This window comes from Aliagarivorans taiwanensis DSM 22990 (assembly GCF_000429505.1).
Lineage (GTDB): Bacteria > Pseudomonadota > Gammaproteobacteria > Enterobacterales > Celerinatantimonadaceae > Aliagarivorans > Aliagarivorans taiwanensis.
Genome location: NZ_AUBZ01000001.1, coordinates 233,473 through 256,794, shown reverse-complemented (window position 1 = coordinate 256,794; position 23,322 = coordinate 233,473). Strand labels below are relative to the sequence as shown.

Here is a 23,322-nt window from a genome sequence, read left to right as displayed (position 1 = left end):
GTTTTTGCCTAATCCGGCATTCATCGTCTGTCTCAGCGATAGGGTAGTCTTTGCATCATTAATCACCTGGATTGAATGCGGGTATTAACGATTTTGCTGTAGTGAAGCAGCAGTTCGTTAAGCCGTTATGCGGGTTAATGTCAGAGAAACCGGGTTGTTTCTGCTCGATTGTGGCCACCTTGCGACTAGTGTCTATTCCTGCACAGATAGACATCTATCTCCTCTCAGTAAGTGGGGCGCAATGGCGGGAATAGCCCGGTTTTTCTGCGCCTCAGCATCCTTTGCATTCAGTCAGGTCAAGAATCTGAAGCTATATCGAAAATGGAGAGAAAATATGTCAGTGGAAATCCCGGAGAAGGCCAAGGTCGCAGTACTTACCGATCTGAAAACCTTTAAGTTTGAGGAGTTTGCTATTCCTCAGATCGGCGACGATGAGATTCTGGTTAAGATCGAAGGCTGTGGCGTTTGTGGCACCGACGTGCACGAATACCGCAACGACCCCTTCGGCATGATTCCGGTGGTGCTGGGCCACGAAGGTACCGGTGAAATCGTAAAACTGGGCAAGAACGTGACCTGCGATACCACCGGCAAGGCGGTCGCGCTGGGTTCGAAAGTGATCACCAGCATTATCCCTTGTGGTGAATGTGAGCCTTGTAAGGCTACCCCGGGGCGCACCAACCTGTGTGAAAATATGGGCTGCTACGGCTTGATGGGCGAGCAAGAAGACAACCGCTTCAATGGTTGGTTTGGCGACTACTTGGTACTGAAAGCCGGTTCTACTTTCTTTAACGTGTCTGAGTTCAACGTCAAAGAGCGCATTTTGATTGAGCCAGTAGCAGTCGCGGTGCACGCCGTGGAGCGCGCTAAAACCACTAACCTGATCAACTTTGCATCACCAGTGCTGATTCAAGGCGCTGGCCCTATCGGTCTGTCGATTATTGCGGTGCTGAAGACGCTGGGCGTGCAAAACATCATCGCCATCGATGGCCAGGATTCTCGTCTGGAGCTTGCCAAAGAGCTTGGCGCTACCGAGGTGCTGAACTTCACCAAGTTTGCGGGCACCGAGGGGCTGGTTGAAGCCGTTCAAGCCTTGACCAACGGCCGTGGCGCGCAGTTCGCCTTCCAATGCACCGGCGTACCGGCGGCCGCATCTGCGGTATGGAAGCTGATCGCCCGTGGTGGCGGCCTGTGTGAGCTGGGCTTCTTTGTGGACAACGGCGAGGCGGCCATCAATCCGCACTTCGACATCTGCAACAAGGAGATCACCTTGGTGGGCTCTTGGGCCTACAGCCCGGAAGACTACCCGAATGCCATCGAGTGTATGAAAGGCATTAAAGCCATCGGCCTGCCCATCGAGAAGCTGGTAACCCATGAGTTCCCACTTGAAGAGCTGACCGAAGCGGTTGAAACCAACATCCGCATGGAAGGGATCAAGGTTGTCACGCTGAATAGCTAAGCGACGCTACACCTCCTTTAATTACTACAAAGCGCCTTCGGGCGCTTTTTCCGTCTTTAAGAGGCAATGCGTGTGGTTGCGTCTCGCTGTGACCGGTAGCGCCTACGTTTTGCCGGTTCAACTGCGACCTCTTGGATAGATTATCTGCTGGCCCCTGAGCTGTGCTTGCTGTATGCTGCGCGCCCTACTTAGCGGTGGAGTAGGTTTCAGATTCCACAGTGCACCGCGCCAGCAACGAGAGCAATTATGAGTTTTACTTCCCTGGGTCTGTCACCTGCCATCCTTAAAGCTATCGAAGAGAAAGGCTATACCACGCCATCTCCCATTCAACAGCAAGCCATCCCTGCGGTCATCGACGGCCAGGATGTAATGGCTGCTGCGCAAACCGGTACCGGTAAAACTGCCGGTTTTACCTTGCCACTATTGGAGCGCCTACTCGGTGGGCAACGTGCTGGTAGCAACAATGTACGCGCCTTGGTGCTTACGCCAACCCGCGAGCTCGCCGCTCAGGTGGGGGAGAGCGTATCGGTATATGGTAAGCACACCCCGCTGCGCTCACAGGTGGTGTTTGGTGGGGTGAAGATCAACCCGCAGATGATGGCGCTGCGTCGCGGCTGCGATGTGTTGGTGGCGACACCGGGTCGCCTGCTCGATCTTTACCAGCAAAATGCGGTGCGCTTTAATCAGCTAGAGGTGCTGATCCTCGATGAAGCCGACCGTATGCTGGACATGGGCTTCATCCGTGATATCAAAAAGATCTTGGCCCTGCTACCGGCCAAACGTCAGAATCTGCTGTTCTCGGCGACCTTCTCCGATGAGATCCGCGCCCTGGCCAAAGGTCTGGTGCACAACCCGGTTGAGATCGATGTCAACCCGCGTAATGCCACCGCGCGCACCGTTGAGCAGTGGATCTACCCGGTTGATAAGAGCCGCAAAACCGGCGCGCTGGCCAAGCTTATCAAGCAGGGCGACTGGCAGCAGGTGTTGGTGTTTAGCCGCACCAAGCACGGCGCCAACCGTATTGCGCGTAAGCTGGAAGAGCGCGGCATTAGCTCTGCCGCCATTCATGGCAATAAGAGCCAGAATGCTCGTACTAAAGCGTTGGCCGATTTTAAATCGGGCGCCATCCGCGCACTGATTGCCACCGACATCGCCGCACGTGGTCTGGATATCGACCAACTGCCACAGGTAGTGAACTTCGACCTGCCGAACGTGGCGGAAGACTACGTGCACCGGATTGGCCGTACAGGTCGCGCGGGTGCCAGCGGTCATGCGATCTCCTTGGTCTCGGAAGATGAGCACAAGCTGTTGGTGGCGATTGAACAATTGACCCAGCAGCACCTGGAGCGCCAATCGTTGGAAGGCTTTGAGCCGACCAATCCTTTGTCTGCGTCCAAGCCATTGAAACCGGTTAAACCGAAGAAGCCAAAGAAAAATAAGCCAAAAACCGGCGCTAACAGCTCTGGCAATGCGGGTAGTCAGCAATCGGGTGAGGGCGCTTCAGAGGCACCACGTAAGCCGCGCAATAACTCTCGTAACAGCAATCGCCGCCGCAACCCTAACTCGCGTGGCCAAGCCAACGGCAATCGCCAACGCAGTCAAAGTGGCAACCGCTAGTTTACCTCAATAGCAATCACCTTCTCATCGCTTAGGCGTGGGCATCGATGCCGATGGCCATGCCTTGGTGGCGATGCATCACCTCAAGCGCTTGCTCTAAGTGCTGTTTCGTCTGGCTATCGCCGCTGCTGCGTGCCGCTTCGATGGCGGTTTCGGCTCGTTCTATAAAGTTAAGGCAGTTGCTATCGTCATCCTGCCATTGCATCTCGTTGTTGCGGCTGGTGACGGGGATCTGCAGGGTCATATCGGCAAAGTGTTGCCGTAACGGCAGCGCCATATGGCCTTCGGCGACTTGTTCATCCACCCAATCCATCAAGGCCTTGCTGGTGGTGTGGCTAAAGTCGATGCGTTTCAGTGTATCGCCACTGCATTGGTGCTGTGGCTCAATGGCGGTGTCGTAGGACAGCTTTTTTGGTAGCTGCTTAGGTGTGGCCTCGCTATACAAGGTAGCGGCATTGCTATCAATCTTCATTATCGGCTCGGTTGCTTGCCGTACGGCAGTGATTGCTAAAATGTGATCTGGCTAAGCAAGTTGCGATCCACTAATGCGCCGGATTTTTGAACATTAACCAGCTTAGGCTCAATTCTTCACTTAGCGCGTGAATAGCCACCACTGTGCCAACTGGGTACTTTTTAGATGTTATTCATCAATGACGCTATCATCCCTGTTGACCCGTCTAAAGGTTTAGCCTTGATACTCTCCGCTCGATTAGCAAACAGGTAATACGATGATAACGGTCACTGACTTAGCAAGACGCTGCGGTATTTCTCGAGCCACGTTGCTGTACTACGAACGCCAAGGATTGATTGCGCCTAAGCTGCGTTCTGCCAATGGCTATCGTTGGTACGGTGAAAGCGAGCTTACGCGGTTGCAAACCATTGTTGCTTATCGCAGTTATGGTTTGTCGGTGGCAAGTATTAACAGTCTGCTCAATCGACAGGCATCTACGGATCAGGCCAAAGTGCTCAGAGAGCACTTTGAGTTACTGGAAACCGAGATAAGCAAACTACGTGAGTAGCAGCGAGCAATCGTTGTGTTGCTGCAAGATCCGAAGCTATTGGAGAGTAAAATGGTCACTAAACGACGTTGGGTAGAAGTAAGGCAGGCTGCAGGTTTTGATGAAGCTGCGATGACGAGTTGGCATAGAAAGTTTGAAGAGATGGAGCCTGAGGAGCACCAAAAGTTTTTGGAGTCTCTTGGCATTGATCAGCAAGAAATCCAAGCCATCCGAAAGCTGTAAACCTCATAGGCGTATTTAAGATTTCAGGGCGGCGTTTGCTGCCCTGATTATCTTCCGAATCTAAATTCTCTTTAATGGTTAGGCGTTGTAATCAGCTTCACTGCGATTCGCTATGCTTATCGGTAGTTTTATCTAATCACACAATGAGACAACATGAGCAACCCTACCGTTAGCAAGACCATATTGATAACCGGCTCTACTGATGGCATTGGCCTGGAAACCGCCAGCATGCTGGCCGAGCAGGGCCATCATGTGCTGTTACATGGACGCAATGCCGCCAAGTTAGCGGCCACCCGCCAGGCCTTAAGTGAACGCTATCCCGGGGCTGCCATAGACGCTTATCAAGCAGATCTGTCGCGCTTTGCCGAGGTGCAGATCTTGGCTGATTCCATTAAACAGCAGCATTCGCAGTTGGATGTATTGATCAACAATGCCGGTGTCTACAACACGCCAAATACCGTGGCGGATAACGGCTTAGATGTGCGCTTTGTGGTGAACACCTTGGCGCCGTACCTGCTAATGCAGAAACTGGCGGACTTGCTGGGCCCTCAAGCGCGGGTGGTGAACCTCTCGTCTGCGGCGCAGGCCAGCGTTAATATCGCTGCCCTAAATGGCGAACAGGCACTCTCCGATGGCCAAGCCTATGCCCAAAGCAAGCTGGCGCTTACCATCTGGTCGCGGGTGATTGGCCTGAACAATCAGCAAGACCAACGTGGCCCGCTGGTGGTGGCGGTCAATCCAGCCTCAATGCTCGGCAGCAAAATGGTCAAAGATGCCTTTGGGGTGGCCGGTGGCGATCTGCGCGTGGGGGCCGATATCCTCTGCCGAGCAGCGCTTTCCGAAGAGTTTGCCGATGCCTCGGGAAAATATTTCGATAACGATAGCCACCGCTTTGCCTCGCCCCACCCAGATGCGCTCGACCCTGATAAGAGTGCAGCGGTGATGGCGGCGATTGAGCAATTAACCTTAGTCCTTTAAGTCATCCAGCTCCTTTGAGGCACTGATACCTTTAGGGGGCAGTGCCTTTTCTTTTGCCTCCCGCCTAGCTTTACCCGCTGTGCTTACTTGGCGGCGACATTAACCCTCGATTCTCAACAAATTCTAAAAACTGATTCACAAGCTGTCAGGATTATCGCCTGTATAAGTGCCTGCTAATCTTCGCTGCATCGTTCATCACGCCGAGCAACTAAATCCCTGAGGCGTGACAACCGGAGATTTCAAGATGCGATACGAAGGCAAGATTTACCGCCCGTGGACAGAAGCGGAGAGTGTATTGATTCAGGTAACACTGGGCTGCTCCATTAACACCTGCACTTTCTGCAACATGTTTCGCGATAAACGATTTACGATCCGCGATCTTGACGATGTGTTTCAAGATATTGAGGGTTTACGCCAGCGCTATCATCGCGTGGAGTCCATATTCCTTATCGATGGCAATGTGATGGCGGCGCGCACCGACTGCTTGGTTAAAGTACTGAACAAGATTACGGCTACGTTCCCAGAGGTTCAAAATATCTCGATGTATGCGGGGTTTAACGATTTGCGGCGCAAGAGTGTGGAAGAGCTTATCAAGATCCGTCAAGCGGGGTTGAACATGGTGTACGCCGGGCTAGAGTCGGGCGATCGCGAGGTGTTGGAGCGCATTGGCAAACGCATGACGCCGGAGCATGCCATCGAAGGCATGGCACGTGCAAAGCAAGCCGGTATTCGCGTGTTAGCCTCGTTTATCTTTGGCTTGGGCGGGCGCGAGCGCTCCAAACAGCACATCGAGGCGACCACAGCGCTGGTAAATCAGCTAAAGCCAGAGGAGATTGCGCCAATGGCGCTGGCGATACAGCCGGGCACTGAACTGGAGCGTGAGGTGGAGCAGGGGCGCTTTAGCTTGCCCTCTCCGCTGCAGATCTTACAAGAAGAGCAGTACTTATTGGAGAATCTGCAAGACTTTGAGTGTTACTACTGGGGGGATCATGGCAATAACATCTCACCGATGCGCGGTATGCTGCCACAGGCACGTCATGCATTCTTAGAGCGCATCAATCACGAGGTGGCGACTAACCCCATTACCCAGCAGCAGATCATTCAGACCTTTTCTTGGTAAACGCGAGTGCTGCTACCTCGGTGGAGACTAATGCTCGATGGCTGCCAATGCTCGTCGACTGAAAGGAATCGGCCTACAGAGCGGCCTTATTGCTCCCAATAATAGGGCTCGGCAAAGCGCTCAGCAAAGAAGTCGATAAAGGCCCTGACCTTGGGCGCTAACAAGCGCGAGCTAGGGTAGACCGCCCAGATTGCAGTATCTGAGAGTAATGGATAGTCTTCGAGCACTGGCACTAACTCGCCACGTTGCAGCTGCTGATAGCAACACCAGGTCGAGCTGATGGTGACGCCCAAGCCATTAACACTGGCATCGCGCACCGCCTCGCCATTATCGGTGCGCAGCAGCCCTGAAACCTTAACCGCTAGTGGGCCAGTGGGACTGTCGTAGTGCCAAAGATCCAGGCCCGAAAGGGTGATGCATTGGTGCTGGCTTAGCTCATCCGGGTGCCGCGGCTGACCGTGTTTGGCCAAGTAGGCGGGGGAGGCTACCGTCAAGCGCCGGTCACTGGCCAGCTTGCGTGCCACCAAGGTAGAGTCTTTTAACACTGCATCACGAATGGCGATATCGAAGCCGCCTTCAACCAAATCCACGATGGTATCGCTGAGGCGCAGGTCAAGCTTAAGCTCTGGGTACTGGGATTGAAAATCGCTCAGTGCCGGTATCAGGTGCATGCGGCCGAAAGAGGCGGGGGCCGTTACCCGAAGAATGCCAGAGGGTAGGGTATTCCCCGCTCCCACCGAGGCTCGCGCCGCTTCCACCCGGGTGAGCACCTCCTCGGCATGGGGCAAGAAGGCCTGACCCTCCTCGGTAAGCGAGACCTTACGGGTGGTGCGATGCACCAAGCGCACCCCTAGGCTCTCTTCGAGCTTGGAGACATGGGTGCTGGCCACTGCCGGCGATAGCCCCAGCTCCTGACCTGCCTGGCTGATGTTGGCGGTGCTGGCCAAGCGTACAAACAGTTTTAGGTGATCAATGTTCATTAGATAAAAACTAAATCAAGTTCATGGACTTACCTTAGATGTCCAAGCCAGTCACTGCAACGCGAAAGCCTGTCACGGTAGGTAAATTCTGCGCAGGTTACTAAAAGTTAACTGCTTGAACTTCAAGGAGTCGGCTTCCACACTTACGGCTGTGCGTTCAACAATCCACGGAGTAAACATGGCGTATTCGAACAAGTTAAAAGCAGGCGATGACTTTCCACATATCAGTGCGGTGCTGCTTGATGACAACGAGGTGGTACTGGGCAAGCCGCAGGGTGATGCCACCTGGCAAGCGGTGTTTGTGTATCGCGGTAAGCACTGCCCGTTGTGCACCAAATACCTCAACGAGCTAGAAGGCTACAAGCAGGCCTTTGCCGATGCCGGGGTCGACATTTTAGCTGTATCGGCTGATTCCAAGGCGCAGCTCGAAACCCACCTGGAGAAGTTAGAGGTCAGTTTCCCAATTGCTTATGGCTTAAGCGAAGAGCAGATGAAAACCTTGGGCGTGTACATATCGTTACCTCGCTCTGAACAAGAGACCGACCATAACTTTGCCGAGCCGGGACTGTTTGTGGTGAACGAGTTCGGCAAGCTGCATGTGGTGGATATCTCGAACAATCCCTTCGTACGTCCAGAGTTAGGTGCCTTGAGTCGCGGCCTAGCGTGGATCCGCGACCCCGATAATCACTATCCAATCCGCGGCACCTTGGACTACAACTTGGCCTAGTTGGCCAGCATAAACACCACCGTTATCGCCAAGGTCAGCCCCAGGCCTTGGCTTACTCGACGCACCTGCCGTGGGGACTGCAGCAGGCGCATCAGTAGTGACCCGCACAGTGCCCAGACCGACGTGCAGAGCAGTGTCACCAGCGTAAACGCTAAGCACACCACCACTGCCTGTTGTAGCAGGCTGTAGTTCGGATTGCTGAACTGGGTGAACACTGTCATCGCTGCTATCCAAGCTTTGGGGTTGAGGATCTGCAGCAACGCGCCCGATAGCATGCCTGAGCCGGAGCTCGATTCTGCATCTGCACTTGCATCTGCGCCAGCATCGTTTTGAAAGCGACTGATACCCCATGCCATATACAGTAAGTAAGCGGCGCCTACGTACTTAAGTGTCAGAAAGAGTGCGGGGTAGCGCGTCAGCACACCGAGCAGCCCGGCGCTGGTGCCGGCAAACACCAGCAGTACCCCTAAGCTGGTGCCAACAACAAAGGGAATCGCGCCAGAGAAGCCGTAGCGATTGGCAATCCCCAACAAGGCAACGTTTCCCGCCCCGGGGGTAATACACATCGAAAAGGCGAACACCAAAAAAGCGATGACAAGTTGTGTATCCATAGCGTTCTTCCCTAAGCAGACCATTTACAGAGTTAATCTGGATAGTCTATGCAATTACCCTGAAAGAACGTTGCCTTTTGCATTATGATTAGACCTTGTGAGGAAGGAATCTTTTAAATATGGATTTATATATGAAGGAAAATGCTCAAGCGAAGTTGGATGATACCGACATTACCATGCTCAAACATATCCAAGCTGAAGGGCGAATTAGCAACAGCAAGCTTTCCGAGAAGGTAAATCTGAGCGAAACACCCTGCTGGCGCCGCTGGAAGCGCCTGGAAGACGAGGGCTATATCAGTGAGTACTCTGCGGTGCTCAATCGCAAGAAGCTGGGCTTTACTATGGTGGGCTTTACGCAGGTGACCTTAAGTAGCCACGAGGTAGAGAGTACCGATGCGTTTGAGGCCTTTGTGGCAGCTACCGAGTGGATACCGATGTGCCATTGCACTGCTGGTGGGGCGGATTATATCGTTCAGGTGTCATCGCCCGGGATTTGGATGAGTACTACGACCGCATTCACCAGTTGCGTCGGGTAAAAGGGGTGAGCGCGCTTCACTCCAGCATCTCGGTGAAAGAGATAAAGAGCCAGCAAACGCTCCCCTTGGAGTAGGGCTTGAGGATTGGCATCTGGCTGGTTTAAGTAGTGGCGCACATCACCAAAACATCACCACCCTCACCAAAATATATAGCTTTTAAGCGTCTGATAGATAAGAAAAATCGATAGTGTTAATCTTGGCCCGTATCGCGAAGATGGCCCGCGTCAGCACAATCGCTGAGCGCTCGCCAAACGCATGAATAAGAATTTTTAACGAGTTGGAGAGGGTAGTATGAAGTGCACTAGCTGTAAGCAAGGAGACTTGACGCCTTGTTTTATTGAGGGCCAGTTCAGAGCCCATACGTGTACACATTGTGGCGGCAATTGGATTCTGATCGAGGACTTTGTGGCCTGGAAAGAGCGTAACGCCGATTACGTGTTTGCTGAGAACATTGCCTTTGAGTCAGATGAAGCCTCCGACACTAAGAAAGCGCTGATTTGTCCGGTATCTGGCGCCATCATGCGCAAATTCCGTATCTCATCCACCAACGAACACCGTGTTGACTACAGCGCTGCCGTAGGCGGTATCTGGTTGGACAGTGGCGAATGGGAGCTGCTGAAATCTGAAGGCCTGGCCGGTTCGCTAAACGCGCTGGTGACCAAGCAGTGGCAGAATCAGATTAAAGAGCAGAGCGCTAAGCAAAGCTTCAGTGATATCTATAACGATAAGTTTGGTGACGAGACCTACGCCAAGGTTAAAGCAATCAGAACCTGGCTGGAGAGCCAACCACAACGCGCTGATTTGCGCGCTTATATCCTCGCTGAAGATCCCTATTCAGCAGAGCGATAGCAAAATAAGCCGGTGTGGCGCTAGTCCACCGGCATCCTGCCCTGCTTGCACTTCTTGTGGTCTACGCGGCAACTCTCTTTCCCTCTATCGACTCTCCTCATTCATCACGTCGTCCCAACGCCGACCTGGTTACTGACAATCATCAAAGATGCGCGGCTTTACGCTGCACATCCAACACGTAATGGGTTAGCATAGGTTCTAAATGATACGTTGTAACATATTGTTTTATCGCCTTAGGTTTGTCAGACCGATGGTGAGCGAATGGCACTCAATATAGCTGGCAAGATTAGATACAGGAGAACAGGCTTATGGCTGCGGCTACCGTGATTAAGAACGTCCGAATCGTGAACGAAGGTAAGATCAGCGAGGGAGATCTTCGGATTAGTGGCCAACGAATCGAGCGCATTGAGCGCGAGATTACGCCGCAAGCCAATGACACGGTAATTGAAGGCGGTGGCCGTTACCTGCTTCCCGGTATGATTGACGATCAAGTGCACTTTCGTGAGCCGGGGCTCACCCACAAGGGCAATATTGCCAGTGAGTCGCGCGCAGCCGTCGCGGGCGGTATCACCAGCTTTATGGAGATGCCCAATGTGAGCCCCGTTACGACTACTATTGAAGCGCTGGAGGCAAAGTACGCGATTGCCGCGAACAGCGCCTACGGCAACTATGGCTTCTACTTGGGAGCCACCGAAGACAACCTAGAGCAGATAAAGCGACTCGACCCCACCAAGCACTGCGGCGTGAAGGTGTTTATGGGGGCATCGACGGGCGATCTGTTGGTGGAAGCGCCGCAGGCGCTGGACGATATCTTCCGTGAATCGCCGGTACTGATTGTCACCCACTGCGAAAGTGGTCCGGTAATTAGCCGCAATCGTACTGAGTTACTCAAGCAAAAGAGCATCTTCACCATCGACGATCACCCGCGTTTGCGCGATGCCGAAGCCTGTTATGCCTCCTCGTCCTATGCGGTTGACTTAGCCAAGCGCCATGGCAGCCAGTTGCACGTGCTGCACATTACCACTGAGAAGGAGCTGAGCTTGTTCAGCGCCGGCCCCATTGCGGGCAAGCACATCACCGCTGAAGCCTGTGTGCATCATCTGTGGTTTAGCAATCAAGACTACACCGATCGCGGCAATCTGATTAAGTGCAACCCCGCGGTGAAGTACCCCAGCGATCGCGATACCTTGATTAAGGCGCTACATAGCGGCCAAATCGACATTATCGCCACCGATCACGCGCCGCATACCTGGGATGAAAAGCAGGTGGATTATGACAAGGCGCCGGCTGGTTTGCCGCTGGTGCAACATGCCTTACTCAGCTTGCTGGAGCATGTAAAGCAGGGGCGTATGAGCCTGCCGCAAGTGGTTGAGAAAGTTTCGCACAATCCGGCACTGCGTTTTGCGGTCGCCGAGCGTGGCTTTCTCCGCGAAGGGTTCTTTGCTGATTTGGTACTGGTTGATTGTGAGTCCTCAACCCACGTTACCCACGAGAACAGCCTCTATCACTGTGGCTGGTCGCCATTTGATGGCGTGACCTTTGGCGCGCGTATCGAATCAACCTGGGTGAATGGCCAGCAAGTCTTTGATGGGCAGACGGTAGGTGCGCGACCAGAGGTAATGCGCTTGCGTTTTGATCGTTAGTTAAACGCGCGCGGTTGCAAAGAATAAAATCTCACTAAGTGATAATGGTAATCATTTACTTTAGCTTGATGTTTTTTCACTTTGAACGTATCGTTTGATGATATGTTGTAACATTTTGTATAAGGGAGCGGCATGGGGTTTTACTATTTGGGCTTGGGTGGCCGTTGTTTGGTCTTACTTGGAATTGCCGCGTTGTTGCTGTTTTGCGCAAACGGTGTGCTGCAGTAGTGACTAAGGTTGCCGCTGTCACTGAGTTGGCATTGGGTTACGATCCGGCCCAGCCGATACTCAGCCAAGTGAGCTTTGCGCTAGCCAAGGGCCAGAGCCTTGCACTGGTTGGGCCCAACGGGGCGGGTAAGTCGACCTTGCTGAATGTGCTGCGTGGCGCGATGAAGCCGCTAGCAGGCCAGCTCGACTACTCGCTCAACCCAAGGCGTGATATCGCCTATCTGCCGCAAGCCAGCATGGTCGACCGCAGTTTCCCGGTGAATGTGCGCCAATTTGTTAGCACTGGCCTGTGGAACCAGCTTGGCCTTTGGCGAGGCTTTCGCTGCTCGCATCGGCTGCAAGTGAATGCGGTGCTGGAGAAACTCAATATTGCCGATCTGGCCGATAGTATGCTCGACCAACTCTCTGGCGGTCAGTTCCAACGGGTATTGTTTGCCCGCACCATGCTTCAGCAGTCCAAGTTGATGCTGCTAGATGAACCCTTTAATGGCGTCGATGAGGCTACCGTTAGCCTATTGCTCGATGAGCTCGCTAGCCTGCAGCGCCGAGGCTGTACGGTGGTCGCAGCCATCCATGATTTAGAGATTGTCCGCAGCCACTTTGAGCGCTGTTTATTGCTAAGCGGTGAAGCCATTGCCTTGGGGCCGAGTCGTGAGGTGCTGGTGGCTGATAACATTGCTCAAGCGTGGGGAGAAACGTCGAGTCACCTCAAGCCTGTGCCCATCGAAAAAGAGCCTGCCAGTCGTTATGCCTGAGTTGTTTAATCTTTTCTCCTTACTTTTTGACCCATTCGTTGAGTTCCAGTTTATGCGTCGGGCGCTGTTTGGCTGCGCGGTGCTATCACTTGGTGCTGCGCCGGTTGGGGTATTTTTAATGCTGCGCCGAATGAGCCTGACCGGCGACGCGATGGCCCATGCGATCTTGCCCGGAGCGGCCTTAGCCTACTTGCTGTATGGCTTGTCAGCGGTTGCGATGACACTTGGCGGGCTGGCTGCGGGTCTGCTGGTGGCCTTACTGGCAGGGGCAACCGCGCGGCAAACCAACAACAGTGAAGACAGTACGCTGGCGGCGTTTTACTTGGGCTCTCTGGCGCTTGGGGTCCTGCTGATCTCCGCCAAGGGCAGTAACGTTGACCTGCTGCATGTGCTGTTTGGCACCGCCTTAGCACTCGACAATACCGCTTTAACCCTGCTGCTGGTGACCAGCTTGGCAAGCTTGTGCCTGCTGACCGTTGTCTACCGCGCGTTGGTGCTCGAGTGTCTCGATAGCGAGTATCTCAGTAGCTTTGGTGGAATGGGCAAACTGGCTCACTTTGTTTTCTTGGTGTTGGTGGTGGCCAACCTGGTGGCCGGCTTTCATGCCCTCGGAACCTTAATGGCGGTGGGCTTGATGATATTGCCCGCCTGCATCGCACGTTTCTGGTTTAAGCATTTGGGCAGCCTTTTAGTGGCGGCAACCATTATTGCTGCCAGTGCCTGTTGGCTTGGCTTATTGCTGTCGTTTTATTTTGGTTTGGCAACCAGTCCGAGCATCGTGCTGGCCTTGGCGGTGGGGTATGTATTGTCGGTGCTATTGGGGCCACTGCGCGGAATACTGCGCCGCCCCAGCGCGGCTTCGCTTTCAAATTCAAATAACAGGGAGGTTATCTAATGGGTAAACGTTCAACGATTTATGGGGCGCTGGCCTTGTTACTCGGCGCGGCCGCACCGCTGGGGGCAGAGCCGATTAAGGTGGTGACAAGTTTCAGTGTGCTGGAAGACTTTGCTCGCCATGTGGGCGGTGACAAGATCGCGCTGTCGAACTTGGTCGCTGCCAATGGCGATACCCATATGTTTCAGCCCTCGCCCATGGACGGCAGGCTGGTTGCGCAGGCTGACGTGTTGATCGTCAACGGTCAAGGCTTCGAGGGTTGGATGGAGCGTTTTGTTGAGTCGACGGAATTCGATGGATTGCTGGTCGAAGCAACCCGTGGCGTTGACTTGATAGACACCGAGCACGGTGAGCATCACGACGATAAGGATGAACATCACGATGGTGAAGACCAGCATGATGATGAACACCACGACAAAGACGAGCATCACGCTGACGAGCACGATGACCATCATGAGGACACTCATGCTAAGCATAGCGATGAGCACCAAGGCCTCGATGAAGAGCATCATGACGATCATCAAGAGGAAGGCGGCCATCATCATCACGGCCGTTACGATCCCCATGCTTGGCATAGTGTCGCCAATGCCAAGCTATATGTTGCCAATATTCGCGATGGCTTGATTGCGGCTGACCCCAGTAACGCTGATTACTATCGCCAAAATAGCCAAGCCTACCTTGCTGAGTTGGATGCATTGGAGCGGCAACTACAGCAGCAAGTAGCGACGCTGGCCGACGACCAGCGCCGAGTGATTACCTCCCACGATGCCTTTGCCTATCTCGGGCAGGCTTACCAGCTCGACTTTACCGCTCCTCAGGGCTTAAGCACCGAGTCAGAGGCCTCTGCTGAAACCGTCGCGAAGATCATTCGTCAAATCCGCGAGCAAGGTATACAGGCGGTGTTTGTAGAGAATGTCTCCAGTCCTCGCTTAATTGAGCAAATTGCTCGAGAAACCGGCGCTAAGGTGGGCGGTAAGCTCTACTCAGATGCCTTGTCTGCGCCGGCGGAAGGGGCGGGCAGTTATGTTGAGATGATGACCCACAATATCTCAACGATTGTACAAGCCTTGGATTAGTGTAAAGGATAGTGATGAAGTGGTTTGGTGATAGCCAGCGATGTATGTTTGGCCTGAGAGTCGTGGCCGCTGTTGTGAGCATGATAGCGAGCTTGAGCGGCACGGCGCTAGCCCATCCGCACTCTTGGATTGATGTAAAAACCCTGTTGGTGGGTAAAGATGGTCAACTCACCGGTATCTCCTATATCTGGCAGTTCGACCCGATGACATCGGTGTTCATGCTCGATGGAAAGGACCTTGACGAGCCGCAGCGTCAGCAAACCCTCGATAATATGGCAGCTCATATACTCAGCAACATTCACTATCACCACTACTTCTCCAAGCTAAAGCAGGGCGAACAGTTAGTCGCATTTGGCGAGGGGAGCCAGCCGCGGGTGAGCTTGCAGGGGCGGGTGGTCAGCTTTAGCTTCTATCTGCCGCTGGCTGAGCCGGTATCGTTGTCGGAGCAGAGCCTTTCACTGCGTGTCTATGATCCCAGCTACTTTATCGATATGAGCTGGCGGGGGGAGATGGACTTGGATCTGTCGATTGAGCTACAAGGGCTGTGCGAGGTGGATATCATCGAGCCAACACCCAGCCAAGAGCTGATAAACTACGCCTTGTCACTGCCTGCCGATGCCGACCCCGACGACAGTCTGGGCGAGATGTTTACCCAGCACGGTGAGGTTCGCTGTGATTTACTCTGATTCCAACCTGAAGTTTGCGCGTTTGCGTGCCCCCAAAGCGTGGCGGGGGCTCGCTGTGTCTATGCTGGTGTTTGGCGCATTGTGTGCGGCGCTTTGGCATTACTTCCCGCAGCTGCTGTTCCAGTCGAAGCTACTGCAGATGCAGCTCAACCGCGAAATCAGCCAGTTGTTTAGCCAAGTGCATTTGCATCCTTGGAAGACGGCCTACTATGCGGCCACCGCCAGCTACGTTTACGGGGTTATGCATGCCATTGGACCGGGCCATGGCAAGGTGATCATCTCCGGCTATCTTGCCACCCATCCCACCAAGCTTGCCACAACGGTAGGCCTATCGCTGGCGGCTTCGCTGATGCAAGCCGCAGTCGCTATTACGATGGTAACGGTGTGTATGTTGGTGCTGGCCAGCAGTACCACCGAGATGACGGAGCAATCGCAACATCTTATTCGCATCAGCTATGCGCTGATGAGTTTGCTGGCGGTGCGTATTGCCTGGAATGGCCTGAAGGCGTTTAAAAGCAGCGCGCCAACCCTTAAGGTGAAGAAGATATCTAGCTTGGTTGTCGAAGGAGGCTAAGCGTTTTCCTTGAAACCGGTGGCACATCAGCATTCGGCAGTGTGTTCCTGTGGGCACAAGCATGTGGCTGATAGCGAGCAGGTGGCTAAAGCGAGTCGCCTGAAAGACTATGCTTCAATCGTTGTGAGTATTGGTATGCGCCCGTGTAGCGGCGCCTTGATGGTGTTGGTGTTCTCTCAGGTCTTGGGCTATTTCTGGCTGGGAATAGTGAGCGCGTTCGCTATGGGGCTGGGCACTGCCACAGCGGTGGCCTTCCTCGCGCTATTTGCCCGCTTCGGTGGTAGTGTGCTGCGCCGGTATATGGGTAGCGACTCTGCGTTTGGCCGCTACCTGTTTTTAACGCTTACTCTGAGTTTTGCGCTGCTGCTTGGGGCAATGGGCCTGCTGATGTTTAGCCAGCCAGCGGTGATGGTGTCACCGGTGAACTCGCCTATCTTTGCCCGCTAGCTCATCTACCTTGGTCCGCTAGCGTCGCGGCGTTGTTGATGGTGGCAGGTTGATGATGAGAGCTTGTCGCCGTTCTCATTCGGGGGCTTATGTGCTGTAATGGCCCCAATCGATTTTTGCTTGTGATGTTAGTGTGTTACCGCGTTTTAAGGCTATTGCTCTCCCCCTGCTACTGATTGTCTCCGCTTATTCAGTTTTCTTTTCTCCAGTTTTATTTCCTTCAGCTCACGCTTCCCCGGTAAAGCTTAGCCGTTCCGGGATCTGCCACGAGCAAAGCTCACCGAGCTATCTGCGCACCAAGAATTTCACCGCCTTTGACTGCTTAGCGGCCTGCTTACAAAGCGGTGGTAGGTTGCCGAAGAATGCCGCCGCCCCCGCTCAAGCTATCGCTGAAGCAGAGCAGGAAGGGCGGCTCTACAGCACGCCTTATAATCGCCGTGATTACCCCCATTGGCTGGACCGCAACGGTGATTGCCGCAATACCCGCGCCGAGCTCTTGGTTGCTATGTCGGTGAAGCCGGTCAGCTACCGGGACGAGCGCGAGTGTGTGGTTGATGGCGGTAAATGGCAGGGCGTGTATTCAGGGGAGAAGCTCTATGCGGCCAGTGATATCGATATTGACCATATCGTGCCACTGAGCTGGGCCCACGGACGCGGCGCCTGGCGCTGGAGCCGCGAGCAAAAGGCTGAGTTTGCCAACGATTGGGACAACCTGCTGCCAGTTTCCGCCTCACTCAATCGCCAAAAAGGCGACAAAGGACCGGATGAGTGGATGCCGCCAGCGCATGACTATCGCTGTGAGTACCTTAGCGTGTTCGACAGTATTGTGGACAAGTACCAGCTCGAGTATGTACCTGCAGAGCGGCGTATTATCTCAAGAATGCTGCAAGCCTGTGGTGAAGCTTTGGCGTTGGCGGAGTAGTGCTCCGCTAAAGGCGTTTATTCAGCAGTCAGTCGCTCATAACGACAGCGCGATACTCCATCCACTGCCAGCTGCTCTGATACGGCAGGCATCACTTGCTTGAAGCGCTCGGCTAAGGTCCACGGCGGGTTCACCGCAATGATGCCGGATGCGGTCATGCCTTGTTGATGGTCTTCGTCCACTGCCAGCTCAAACAGGTGCACATCACGCATATTGCTGTCCTGAATATCACGCTCCAGTTGGTCGATGGTGGCGCGATGCACCATGGGATACCACAGCAGCAGCATCGCTTGCGGGGACTTTTTGTAGGCTTGCGACATCACCTTGACCACGGTTTGGTAGTCGGACTTGATCTCGTAAGAGGGATCTATCAGTACCAGTGGACGACGGCTCGGGGTGGGCAGCAGGCGCAGCAGGCCTTTAAAGCCATCTTCTTTGTGGACCATGCACGAGCGGCGCTTGGCGCAGCTTTGCTCCAGCTTGGTGATGGTTTGCGGGTGCATCTCAAACAGCCAGGCGCGGTCGCCTTGGCGTAGTTGCTGTTTGACTAGCATGGGCGAGCCGGGGTAGCGCTGCTGACCCAAGTGCTCACTCACCAGTTGGTGGTAGGCTTCCAGGCCGGGTTGCTCGGCTAAGTCGAACTTGTTCACGCCGTGATCGCTCTCGCCGGTTTTGCGCGCTTCCTTGGAGTTCAGGTCATACAAGCCAGCGCCGGCATGGGTATCGATGTAATCAAAGGGCTTATCTTTTTTCTGTAGGTGCTGAACGCACTCGATAAGCAGCCAGTGTTTTAGGACATCGGCGTGGTTTCCGGCGTGATATTCGTGTTGATAACTTAGCATGACAGGCTCGTCTGGAAGTGAGGCGGGCAATTTTACCACCCGCGGCGCTGGTGTCGACTGTTTTGCCGAGAGGGCTATCTCCGGGGCAATCCAATGGTGGATACAGCAGAATGGCAAACTTTCAGTGGTAGTGCCTAGCTGCACATATTAATATGATAACTATCAGTGGCTACTGGGTATCAGTTGTGTTGTCGAGCCAGCAGTCATCTCTTTGCCCACAGAAGGTGTGAGTTGATGATCCCGTTGATTGAGGCGCTTGAAGAGCGTTTACGTTTGGCCATGCTCTACTCCGATACCACCGAGCTCAGCCAGCTGTTGGCCGATGACTTGGTGTTCACCAACCATCTCGGGCAACGTATGGATAAGTTGCAAGAGCTGGATTTTCATCGCCAGCGGCTGTTTCTATTCCACAGTATCGAGCTGGAAGCGATGCAGATCAGCCCCATCCAGCAGGCTGCTGTGGTGGTGGTGACCGCGCAGATAAGCGGTATGTTTGATGGTGAGCAAGCCAATGGGCGCTTTAGCTTCTCTCGCGTTTGGGTTGAGCTCAACGGGCGTTGGTAAGTGCTGGTCGCCCACAGCACCTTGATTACGGCGTAGCTGCCTCACTTGGCTTAAGCCCCTGCGAACTTGCCAACACGCTCTCAAAAGGGCGCGCTGCTCGCTGCAATTCTCCCCACATTTCTCCTTCGTTTACTAGGCTTAGGTCCATCCCCCCAAGAACAACAGTAACAAGGGGGCTGCTTGCGACAGGGAAACAGGGAGAAACACATGTCAGCCAAGGCCAAAATAATTAGCTGCATCGCAGCGCTTTTTGTCATCAGCATTTTGCTGATATCGGTGACCAGTTATATTAACTTTCGTTCGGCGTCGGTTAGCGCCTACACCTTACAGCTCGAGAGTAGCTCCAAGTTGATTACCCACGCACTAGAGCAAAAAATGGAACGCTACTTCGACTCGCTTAAAACAGTGTCGGAAGAGCTACCGGTTGACGCTTCGGGCATCACGGATGAGAAAGAGTTGCTACGTCTGCTGCTCTCCTTGAAAGAGACCAACAAGGTGTTGAACTCTTATGTTGGGCTGGAGTCCGGGGCCACATTCGCAGCCAATAACGGCGGCTTTATCCCAGATTTTAACGCCAAAGCGCTGAACCGAGAGTGGTATCGGCGCGGGCTAAACGATGAAGCCTATATCATCACCACGCCCTATTTAAGTGCCAGCAAGAACATTGTGATGGCGATGGCGGTGCCGGTGAAACGGCAAGGCAAGATTGTCGGCATCCTGAGTATGAACCTTGGCCTTGAAGACATTACCCGATTTGTGGATGGTCTATCCGATGACCTTCAGCTATGGGTCACACGTGAGGATGGCTTCTTGCTGGCTTCTTGCTGGCTTCGGCAATACCTGAGCTGATCGGTGAGAGCTTGTTTGATTCTTATCCCTCTTACCAGCCATATAACTCAGCACCTTCCAGTGAACACAGCTATAGCCATGAAGGCGACGAGTACTTTGTGGTTTCCCAGCGCATCCCCAGCCTAAAGTGGACTGTGTGGTCGTGGGATAAGTGGGACGAAATCACCGAGGCCTCCACCGACAATGCCTTGACGACGGTATTGCTTTCACTAGTCGTAATTGGCTTGAGCCTGGTTGGTACCTACCTGCTGATTACCCGCATCATGTACCTGCCGATTGGTGGCGAGCCGACAGAGATTGAAGCGATGGTGCGACGAGTCGCCAAAGGCGACCTGCAGCTAGAACCCGGCACTGGCAAAGAGACCGGGGTATACGCGGCAATGCTGCAGATGGTGGAGAATCTGCGGGCAACCATTACCAGCATCAATCGCTCTGCCGAAGACGTGGCCAGCTCATCGCAGGCGATGGCAACCTCCTCTGGCGAGGTGTCGGCAAGCTCGGAGGAGCAGATGCAGCAACTCGAGCAAACCTCCACCGCGATGCACCAGGTGACGGTGACGGTGGAAGAGGTGGCGCGTAATGCGTTGGAGGCTTCGAGCGTAGTTGATGATGTGAGTCATCGCTCCAAGGACGGCATGGAGGTGGTGACTTCGATGAATGCCCAGCTCAATGAGCTGCTGCAAGGGGTGGAAGAAGTGCAGGGGGTGATCAACAGCCTCGAGCAATCCACCCTGAGCATTGGCAGTATCCTCGATGTGATTGATGGCATCTCCGAGCAGACCAACCTGCTGGCGCTCAACGCAGCGATTGAGGCCGCCCGTGCTGGCGAGCAAGGCCGTGGTTTTGCGGTGCTTGCCGATGAGGTGCGCAGCTTGGCTAATCGCACCAAAGAGAGCACCAATGAGATTCAAGAGATGATCACCCGCTTGCAGGGCGAGGCGAAAAAATCGGTGAGCTTAATGGGGGGTAATGTACAGAGCGCGCAAAGCACCGCTGAGCGTTCTGCTGTGGCCAACGAGGCGCTGACTGCGATCCAAGAAGCGGTACAGGTGATCCAATCGATGAACAGCCAGATCGCCACCGCTGCTGAGCAACAAACCAATGTAGCCAGTGAGATCAACGTGAGCATTGTTGAGATTAACGACCACGCCAAGAACACCTTCGAGAATGCCCAAGGTAATACTGAGCTAGCCGGGCGCTTGTCTGAGGTGGCGGGGGATCTGAATCAGTCGGTGGAAGTGTTTAAGTTGTAGCCGTGCTAACAACCAGAAAGGGCCTGCAATATCGCAGGCCCTTTTTATTGGTAATACATCTAAACGAGCGGCTTACTTATCAGCAACCGCCAGTGCTTGCTCATCCAGTACGCTGGCTACCCACATCAGTGGCGCGTTCCAGTTGATGGTCACCTCGTTCAAGGTCCATGCGCCAATATCGTCCAAGTAACAGGTCTGCATGATGCAGCGGCCTTTCAGCGATGCGGCAGCGGGGTCGCTGAAGCTAATCGAGTTCGGGCCACCACTTAGCACGCCTGGTGGTACTAGTGGGTAGTTCTCATCAACGATATGCGCCCAGAAGCGGTGATGCGGATTTTTCAGCGCATCGGTGCCGTAGCCACTCACGTAGGAGAAGTTCTGCGGGTTACGACCTAGCAGGTAATCCATACCGTGGGCTGCGGCTTGCAAGTAACGGCTGTCACCGCTGAAGTCGCTGGCATAGGCGAGGAAGATACCGCGATTCACCACGTTCGAGTTCGAGCCCCATGGGTACTCCTCGGTTTGGTAGGGCAGGCGATAGCCTTGGGTATAGACTTGTGCTGCGTACTTATCGGCGGTTTCGATGATCGCCTCGCGGGCTGCTTTCACATGCTTGGCATCGAGTTTCGAGGGGACAACTGCCAGGCTGATGGTGCCCAAAGGACCCACTTGTTGCCAGAAGATATCACCGGTGGTTTGAATATCCCCTTTAGGCGTGTTCAAGAAGAAGCTCGAGCTGGTTACCGCATCCAGGTAGTCTTTGTTGCCGGTGCTTAGGTACAGCTCAGCCGCCGCCCAGTAGAACTCGTCTTCAAGGTTGAAGTCATCATAGGGGCCAGAGCCGGTGAAATTATCGTAGGCATAGACCTCTGGGTAGCGCTTGGCTGCTTGCCAAGCCTGCTCCGCTGCGGTTAAACACTGCTTGGCAAAATCGCCGTCGATGTCTTTCCAGATACGTGCACACTGCGCCCCTACCGCTGCCAGGTTAAGGGTTGCGGCAGTACTTGGTTGGCCTACATAGCGATTTTCATGGCTGTCAGCGGGAGACAGTGGCTTGCCGGTCCAGCGATCGTCGGCAATCTTGTGAAAGGCCATACCGCCGGCTTCCAGTTCGCTTAGCTTGAGCTGGTGAAGGCTGTCTAGCTGGTTACCCACCGGGGCGTAGACTTTCTTGCCCTGTGGTACTTGCATGGCCAGCATAAACTCGACATTCCAGCGCGCTTCAGAGAGCAGGTCATTGACGCCGTTCCCCGCTTCTGGAATGGGGTGACTGCCATCGGCAAACGGCTCTGGCTTGTCGAGGTATTGGCTGCGCTCATACAGGTTGAGCAAGGTCCAGGTGCTGATGCCGCTGTTCACCACGTATTTGCCGTGGTCGCCGGCATCGTACCAGCCACCGGTGGTGTCGATGCTGAAGTCACAGCCTGGCCACTTGTTGCCTTGCGCATCGGTCTTATCAAAACAGGTCACCACGTCTTCTGGGTGGCCGGCTGGGCGGGCGAGATCTGGGCGCTGAACAAAACGCTCCTCAATCGCGACGCCAGAGCGGTTGTGGTAGTAGTAACTCAGCGCATCGTGCTTGAGTTGGCTGTAGATATCATCGGCGATATCGAAGGGGTAGCTCTCTTTGCCATCGACAATCAGTCGTACCTGACGATGAGGTTCGGTAACAAAGCTGAAATCGACCAAGTGCAGCCATTCGCCCGACTCAGGGTTGGTACCAAAGATCTGGGTGGCGCCAGCTTCAATCAGCTCGCCGTCGCTGTCCACCAGATCCCAGAATATTGGCTGCTGGCTCTCGTTGGCCACCGAGGCAATCTTCTCGCCACCGGTAAAGTAGCCCACTTGGTTAATCCGCACCGGCTCGGCGAAGCGGGTCATGGAGTAGCTTTCGCCAATCAAAGAGAAATCAGTCCCGCAGATAGTTGCAGGTTTTTGGGCGCCCATCTGGAAATGGAACTCACCCTTCATGTCACTGGGGTGTTCCATGGTAAAGGTGAAGCTGAACTCTTTAGGCTGTTTACCCACCGCGATGTCTTGAATGATGTAATGGGTGTATGGAGGACCACCATGCTGAATAAGGGCTTTAAGTTCGGTCTCTTTGTCGGCCCAGGCTTTAAAGCTCAGTTGGTATTCTGCACCCTCTGCTAAACCCATCCCGCTATGACCGAGAATAATGTCCCAAGGGTTGCTGCCAGTGTGGTCGAAGGTGACACACACCGCGTTATCTTCTGCTTCCATGCGGCCGCCGGCCACCCACCAGGCGTTAGTTCCATCGCTGAAATCGCCGTTATTGAATAATTGATCTGCCAAGGCCGCGTGCGGCATCACCAGTGGGCTCAGGCCCAGCAAAGTGGTGGCGAGCAGATAGCGAGGTGCTTTCATAGCTACTCCTTTGTGTCGTGAACTGTATCCAAGTCCGATTTCTATTCTCCATCGGATGGCTTGGATAATGCCCACTCAAAGGTGAATT

General features: G+C 54.1%; 25 protein-coding genes. 20 read left to right on the top strand and 5 right to left on the bottom strand.

The window, feature by feature from the left end; all coding sequences use genetic code 11:
- Positions 1–334 precede the first annotated feature (334 nt).
- Positions 335–1,456, top strand: a complete 1,122-nt coding sequence (locus G462_RS21365; protein ID WP_084404876.1) for a zinc-dependent alcohol dehydrogenase — start codon at positions 335–337, stop codon at positions 1,454–1,456.
- Positions 1,457–1,702: 246 nt separating this feature from the next.
- The gene (locus G462_RS21360) at positions 1,703–3,073 is read left to right on the top strand and encodes a DEAD/DEAH box helicase (RefSeq protein WP_051326434.1); all 1,371 of its coding nucleotides are present in this window, start codon (positions 1,703–1,705) and stop codon (positions 3,071–3,073) included.
- 31 nt (positions 3,074–3,104) lie between these two features.
- Here G462_RS21360 and G462_RS0101200 read toward each other — a convergent pair whose 3' ends face one another.
- Positions 3,105–3,545, bottom strand: a complete 441-nt coding sequence (locus G462_RS0101200) for a hypothetical protein (RefSeq protein WP_026957364.1) — start codon at positions 3,543–3,545, stop codon at positions 3,105–3,107.
- Between the two features lie 256 nt (positions 3,546–3,801).
- Here G462_RS0101200 and G462_RS24865 point away from each other — a divergent pair, with 256 nt between their 5' ends.
- The 4 genes from G462_RS24865 (at position 3,802) to G462_RS0101185 (ending at position 6,412) form a co-directional block, all read left to right on the top strand.
- Positions 3,802–4,092, top strand: a complete 291-nt coding sequence (locus G462_RS24865) for a MerR family transcriptional regulator (protein ID WP_245579508.1) — start codon at positions 3,802–3,804, stop codon at positions 4,090–4,092.
- Positions 4,093–4,107: 15 nt separating this feature from the next.
- Positions 4,108–4,314 (top strand): MerR family transcriptional regulator, encoded by a 207-nt coding sequence (locus G462_RS24860; RefSeq protein ID WP_245579507.1) that lies wholly within the window; start codon positions 4,108–4,110, stop codon positions 4,312–4,314.
- 153 nt (positions 4,315–4,467) lie between these two features.
- Complete coding sequence (locus tag G462_RS0101190) at positions 4,468–5,292, top strand: SDR family NAD(P)-dependent oxidoreductase (RefSeq protein WP_026957363.1); 825 nt, start codon at positions 4,468–4,470, stop codon at positions 5,290–5,292.
- Between the two features lie 244 nt (positions 5,293–5,536).
- Positions 5,537–6,412: a B12-binding domain-containing radical SAM protein gene (locus G462_RS0101185; protein WP_026957362.1), complete on the top strand. Its 876-nt coding sequence runs from the start codon at positions 5,537–5,539 to the stop codon at positions 6,410–6,412.
- Between the two features lie 86 nt (positions 6,413–6,498).
- Here the strand turns inward: G462_RS0101185 and G462_RS0101180 are convergent, their stop codons facing one another.
- Positions 6,499–7,392, bottom strand: coding sequence for a LysR family transcriptional regulator (locus G462_RS0101180; RefSeq protein WP_026957361.1), 894 nt, complete (start codon positions 7,390–7,392; stop codon positions 6,499–6,501).
- Between the two features lie 178 nt (positions 7,393–7,570).
- Between G462_RS0101180 and G462_RS0101175 the strand changes: the two genes are divergently transcribed.
- On the top strand, positions 7,571–8,119 hold the full coding sequence (locus G462_RS0101175; protein ID WP_026957360.1) for a redoxin domain-containing protein: 549 nt from the start codon (positions 7,571–7,573) through the stop codon (positions 8,117–8,119).
- Here the strand turns inward: G462_RS0101175 and G462_RS0101170 are convergent.
- Entirely contained in the window at positions 8,116–8,730 is a 615-nt protein-coding gene (locus G462_RS0101170) for a LysE family translocator (RefSeq protein WP_026957359.1), read from the bottom strand. The genes G462_RS0101175 and G462_RS0101170 overlap by 4 nt on opposite strands.
- 131 nt (positions 8,731–8,861) lie before the next feature.
- Between G462_RS0101170 and G462_RS21350 the strand changes: the two genes are divergently transcribed.
- The 10 genes from G462_RS21350 to G462_RS21340 all read left to right on the top strand — a co-directional run bounded on the left by G462_RS21350 (position 8,862) and on the right by G462_RS21340 (position 17,341).
- Complete coding sequence (locus G462_RS21350; protein ID WP_211234170.1) at positions 8,862–9,266, top strand: Lrp/AsnC family transcriptional regulator; 405 nt, start codon at positions 8,862–8,864, stop codon at positions 9,264–9,266.
- A gap of 291 nt (positions 9,267–9,557) precedes the next feature.
- Positions 9,558–10,115, top strand: coding sequence for a zf-TFIIB domain-containing protein (locus G462_RS0101160; RefSeq protein WP_026957358.1), 558 nt, complete (start codon positions 9,558–9,560; stop codon positions 10,113–10,115).
- Between the two features lie 308 nt (positions 10,116–10,423).
- Complete coding sequence (locus G462_RS0101155) at positions 10,424–11,758, top strand: dihydroorotase (RefSeq protein WP_035476269.1); 1,335 nt, start codon at positions 10,424–10,426, stop codon at positions 11,756–11,758.
- Between the two features lie 227 nt (positions 11,759–11,985).
- The gene (locus tag G462_RS0101145; protein WP_026957356.1) at positions 11,986–12,741 is read left to right on the top strand and encodes a metal ABC transporter ATP-binding protein; all 756 of its coding nucleotides are present in this window, start codon (positions 11,986–11,988) and stop codon (positions 12,739–12,741) included.
- Positions 12,734–13,636, top strand: coding sequence for a metal ABC transporter permease (locus G462_RS0101140; protein ID WP_035476267.1), 903 nt, complete (start codon positions 12,734–12,736; stop codon positions 13,634–13,636). Before G462_RS0101145 ends, G462_RS0101140 begins: the two co-directional genes overlap by 8 nt.
- Positions 13,636–14,712: a metal ABC transporter solute-binding protein, Zn/Mn family gene (locus G462_RS0101135; protein ID WP_026957354.1), complete on the top strand. Its 1,077-nt coding sequence runs from the start codon at positions 13,636–13,638 to the stop codon at positions 14,710–14,712. Before G462_RS0101140 ends, G462_RS0101135 begins: the two co-directional genes overlap by 1 nt.
- 14 nt (positions 14,713–14,726) lie before the next feature.
- Positions 14,727–15,398, top strand: a complete 672-nt coding sequence (locus tag G462_RS21345) for a DUF1007 family protein (RefSeq protein ID WP_051326433.1) — start codon at positions 14,727–14,729, stop codon at positions 15,396–15,398.
- On the top strand, positions 15,385–15,972 hold the full coding sequence (locus G462_RS0101125; RefSeq protein ID WP_026957353.1) for a nickel/cobalt transporter: 588 nt from the start codon (positions 15,385–15,387) through the stop codon (positions 15,970–15,972). The genes G462_RS21345 and G462_RS0101125 overlap by 14 nt, the downstream gene beginning before the upstream one ends.
- Before the next feature lie 18 nt (positions 15,973–15,990).
- Positions 15,991–16,419: a nickel/cobalt transporter gene (locus G462_RS0101120; RefSeq protein ID WP_245579512.1), complete on the top strand. Its 429-nt coding sequence runs from the start codon at positions 15,991–15,993 to the stop codon at positions 16,417–16,419.
- A 352-nt stretch (positions 16,420–16,771) separates the two neighbouring features.
- Complete coding sequence (locus G462_RS21340; RefSeq protein WP_245579506.1) at positions 16,772–17,341, top strand: HNH endonuclease family protein; 570 nt, start codon at positions 16,772–16,774, stop codon at positions 17,339–17,341.
- 17 nt (positions 17,342–17,358) lie between these two features.
- Here G462_RS21340 and G462_RS0101110 read toward each other — a convergent pair whose 3' ends face one another.
- The gene (locus G462_RS0101110; protein WP_026957351.1) at positions 17,359–18,183 is read right to left on the bottom strand and encodes a 23S rRNA (adenine(2030)-N(6))-methyltransferase RlmJ; all 825 of its coding nucleotides are present in this window, start codon (positions 18,181–18,183) and stop codon (positions 17,359–17,361) included.
- Positions 18,184–18,417: 234 nt separating this feature from the next.
- Here G462_RS0101110 and G462_RS0101105 point away from each other — a divergent pair, with 234 nt between their 5' ends.
- The 3 genes from G462_RS0101105 (at position 18,418) to G462_RS21335 (ending at position 20,849) form a co-directional block, all read left to right on the top strand.
- Positions 18,418–18,747, top strand: coding sequence for a nuclear transport factor 2 family protein (locus tag G462_RS0101105; protein WP_035476262.1), 330 nt, complete (start codon positions 18,418–18,420; stop codon positions 18,745–18,747).
- A 207-nt stretch (positions 18,748–18,954) separates the two neighbouring features.
- Entirely contained in the window at positions 18,955–19,596 is a 642-nt protein-coding gene (locus G462_RS23720) for a cache domain-containing protein (protein ID WP_051326432.1), read from the top strand.
- Between the two features lie 11 nt (positions 19,597–19,607).
- On the top strand, positions 19,608–20,849 hold the full coding sequence (locus tag G462_RS21335; protein WP_157378524.1) for a methyl-accepting chemotaxis protein: 1,242 nt from the start codon (positions 19,608–19,610) through the stop codon (positions 20,847–20,849).
- A 72-nt stretch (positions 20,850–20,921) separates the two neighbouring features.
- Here G462_RS21335 and G462_RS0101095 read toward each other — a convergent pair whose 3' ends face one another.
- Positions 20,922–23,234 (bottom strand): glycoside hydrolase family 9 protein, encoded by a 2,313-nt coding sequence (locus tag G462_RS0101095; RefSeq protein ID WP_026957349.1) that lies wholly within the window; start codon positions 23,232–23,234, stop codon positions 20,922–20,924.
- Between the last annotated feature and the right edge of the window lie 88 nt (positions 23,235–23,322).

What these genes read in the sequence shown, in the direction of transcription:
- G462_RS0101190 (WP_026957363.1), top strand. Translation starts at nt 4,468, where the DNA reads ATGAGCAACCCTACCGTTAGCAAGACCATATTGATAACCGGCTCTACT.
- G462_RS0101200 (WP_026957364.1), bottom strand. Translation starts at nt 3,545, where the DNA reads ATGAAGATTGATAGCAATGCCGCTACCTTGTATAGCGAGGCCACACCT.
- G462_RS0101180 (WP_026957361.1), bottom strand. Translation starts at nt 7,392, where the DNA reads ATGAACATTGATCACCTAAAACTGTTTGTACGCTTGGCCAGCACCGCC.
- G462_RS21345 (WP_051326433.1), top strand. Translation starts at nt 14,727, where the DNA reads ATGAAGTGGTTTGGTGATAGCCAGCGATGTATGTTTGGCCTGAGAGTC.
- G462_RS21350 (WP_211234170.1), top strand. Translation starts at nt 8,862, where the DNA reads ATGAAGGAAAATGCTCAAGCGAAGTTGGATGATACCGACATTACCATG.
- G462_RS0101170 (WP_026957359.1), bottom strand. Translation starts at nt 8,730, where the DNA reads ATGGATACACAACTTGTCATCGCTTTTTTGGTGTTCGCCTTTTCGATG.
- G462_RS0101135 (WP_026957354.1), top strand. Translation starts at nt 13,636, where the DNA reads ATGGGTAAACGTTCAACGATTTATGGGGCGCTGGCCTTGTTACTCGGC.
- G462_RS0101155 (WP_035476269.1), top strand. Translation starts at nt 10,424, where the DNA reads ATGGCTGCGGCTACCGTGATTAAGAACGTCCGAATCGTGAACGAAGGT.
- G462_RS0101185 (WP_026957362.1), top strand. Translation starts at nt 5,537, where the DNA reads ATGCGATACGAAGGCAAGATTTACCGCCCGTGGACAGAAGCGGAGAGT.
- G462_RS0101095 (WP_026957349.1), bottom strand. Translation starts at nt 23,234, where the DNA reads ATGAAAGCACCTCGCTATCTGCTCGCCACCACTTTGCTGGGCCTGAGC.
- G462_RS0101160 (WP_026957358.1), top strand. Translation starts at nt 9,558, where the DNA reads ATGAAGTGCACTAGCTGTAAGCAAGGAGACTTGACGCCTTGTTTTATT.
- G462_RS23720 (WP_051326432.1), top strand. Translation starts at nt 18,955, where the DNA reads ATGTCAGCCAAGGCCAAAATAATTAGCTGCATCGCAGCGCTTTTTGTC.
- G462_RS0101175 (WP_026957360.1), top strand. Translation starts at nt 7,571, where the DNA reads ATGGCGTATTCGAACAAGTTAAAAGCAGGCGATGACTTTCCACATATC.
- G462_RS0101110 (WP_026957351.1), bottom strand. Translation starts at nt 18,183, where the DNA reads ATGCTAAGTTATCAACACGAATATCACGCCGGAAACCACGCCGATGTC.
- G462_RS21365 (WP_084404876.1), top strand. Translation starts at nt 335, where the DNA reads ATGTCAGTGGAAATCCCGGAGAAGGCCAAGGTCGCAGTACTTACCGAT.
- G462_RS0101140 (WP_035476267.1), top strand. Translation starts at nt 12,734, where the DNA reads ATGCCTGAGTTGTTTAATCTTTTCTCCTTACTTTTTGACCCATTCGTT.
- G462_RS0101105 (WP_035476262.1), top strand. Translation starts at nt 18,418, where the DNA reads ATGATCCCGTTGATTGAGGCGCTTGAAGAGCGTTTACGTTTGGCCATG.
- G462_RS21360 (WP_051326434.1), top strand. Translation starts at nt 1,703, where the DNA reads ATGAGTTTTACTTCCCTGGGTCTGTCACCTGCCATCCTTAAAGCTATC.
- G462_RS24865 (WP_245579508.1), top strand. Translation starts at nt 3,802, where the DNA reads ATGATAACGGTCACTGACTTAGCAAGACGCTGCGGTATTTCTCGAGCC.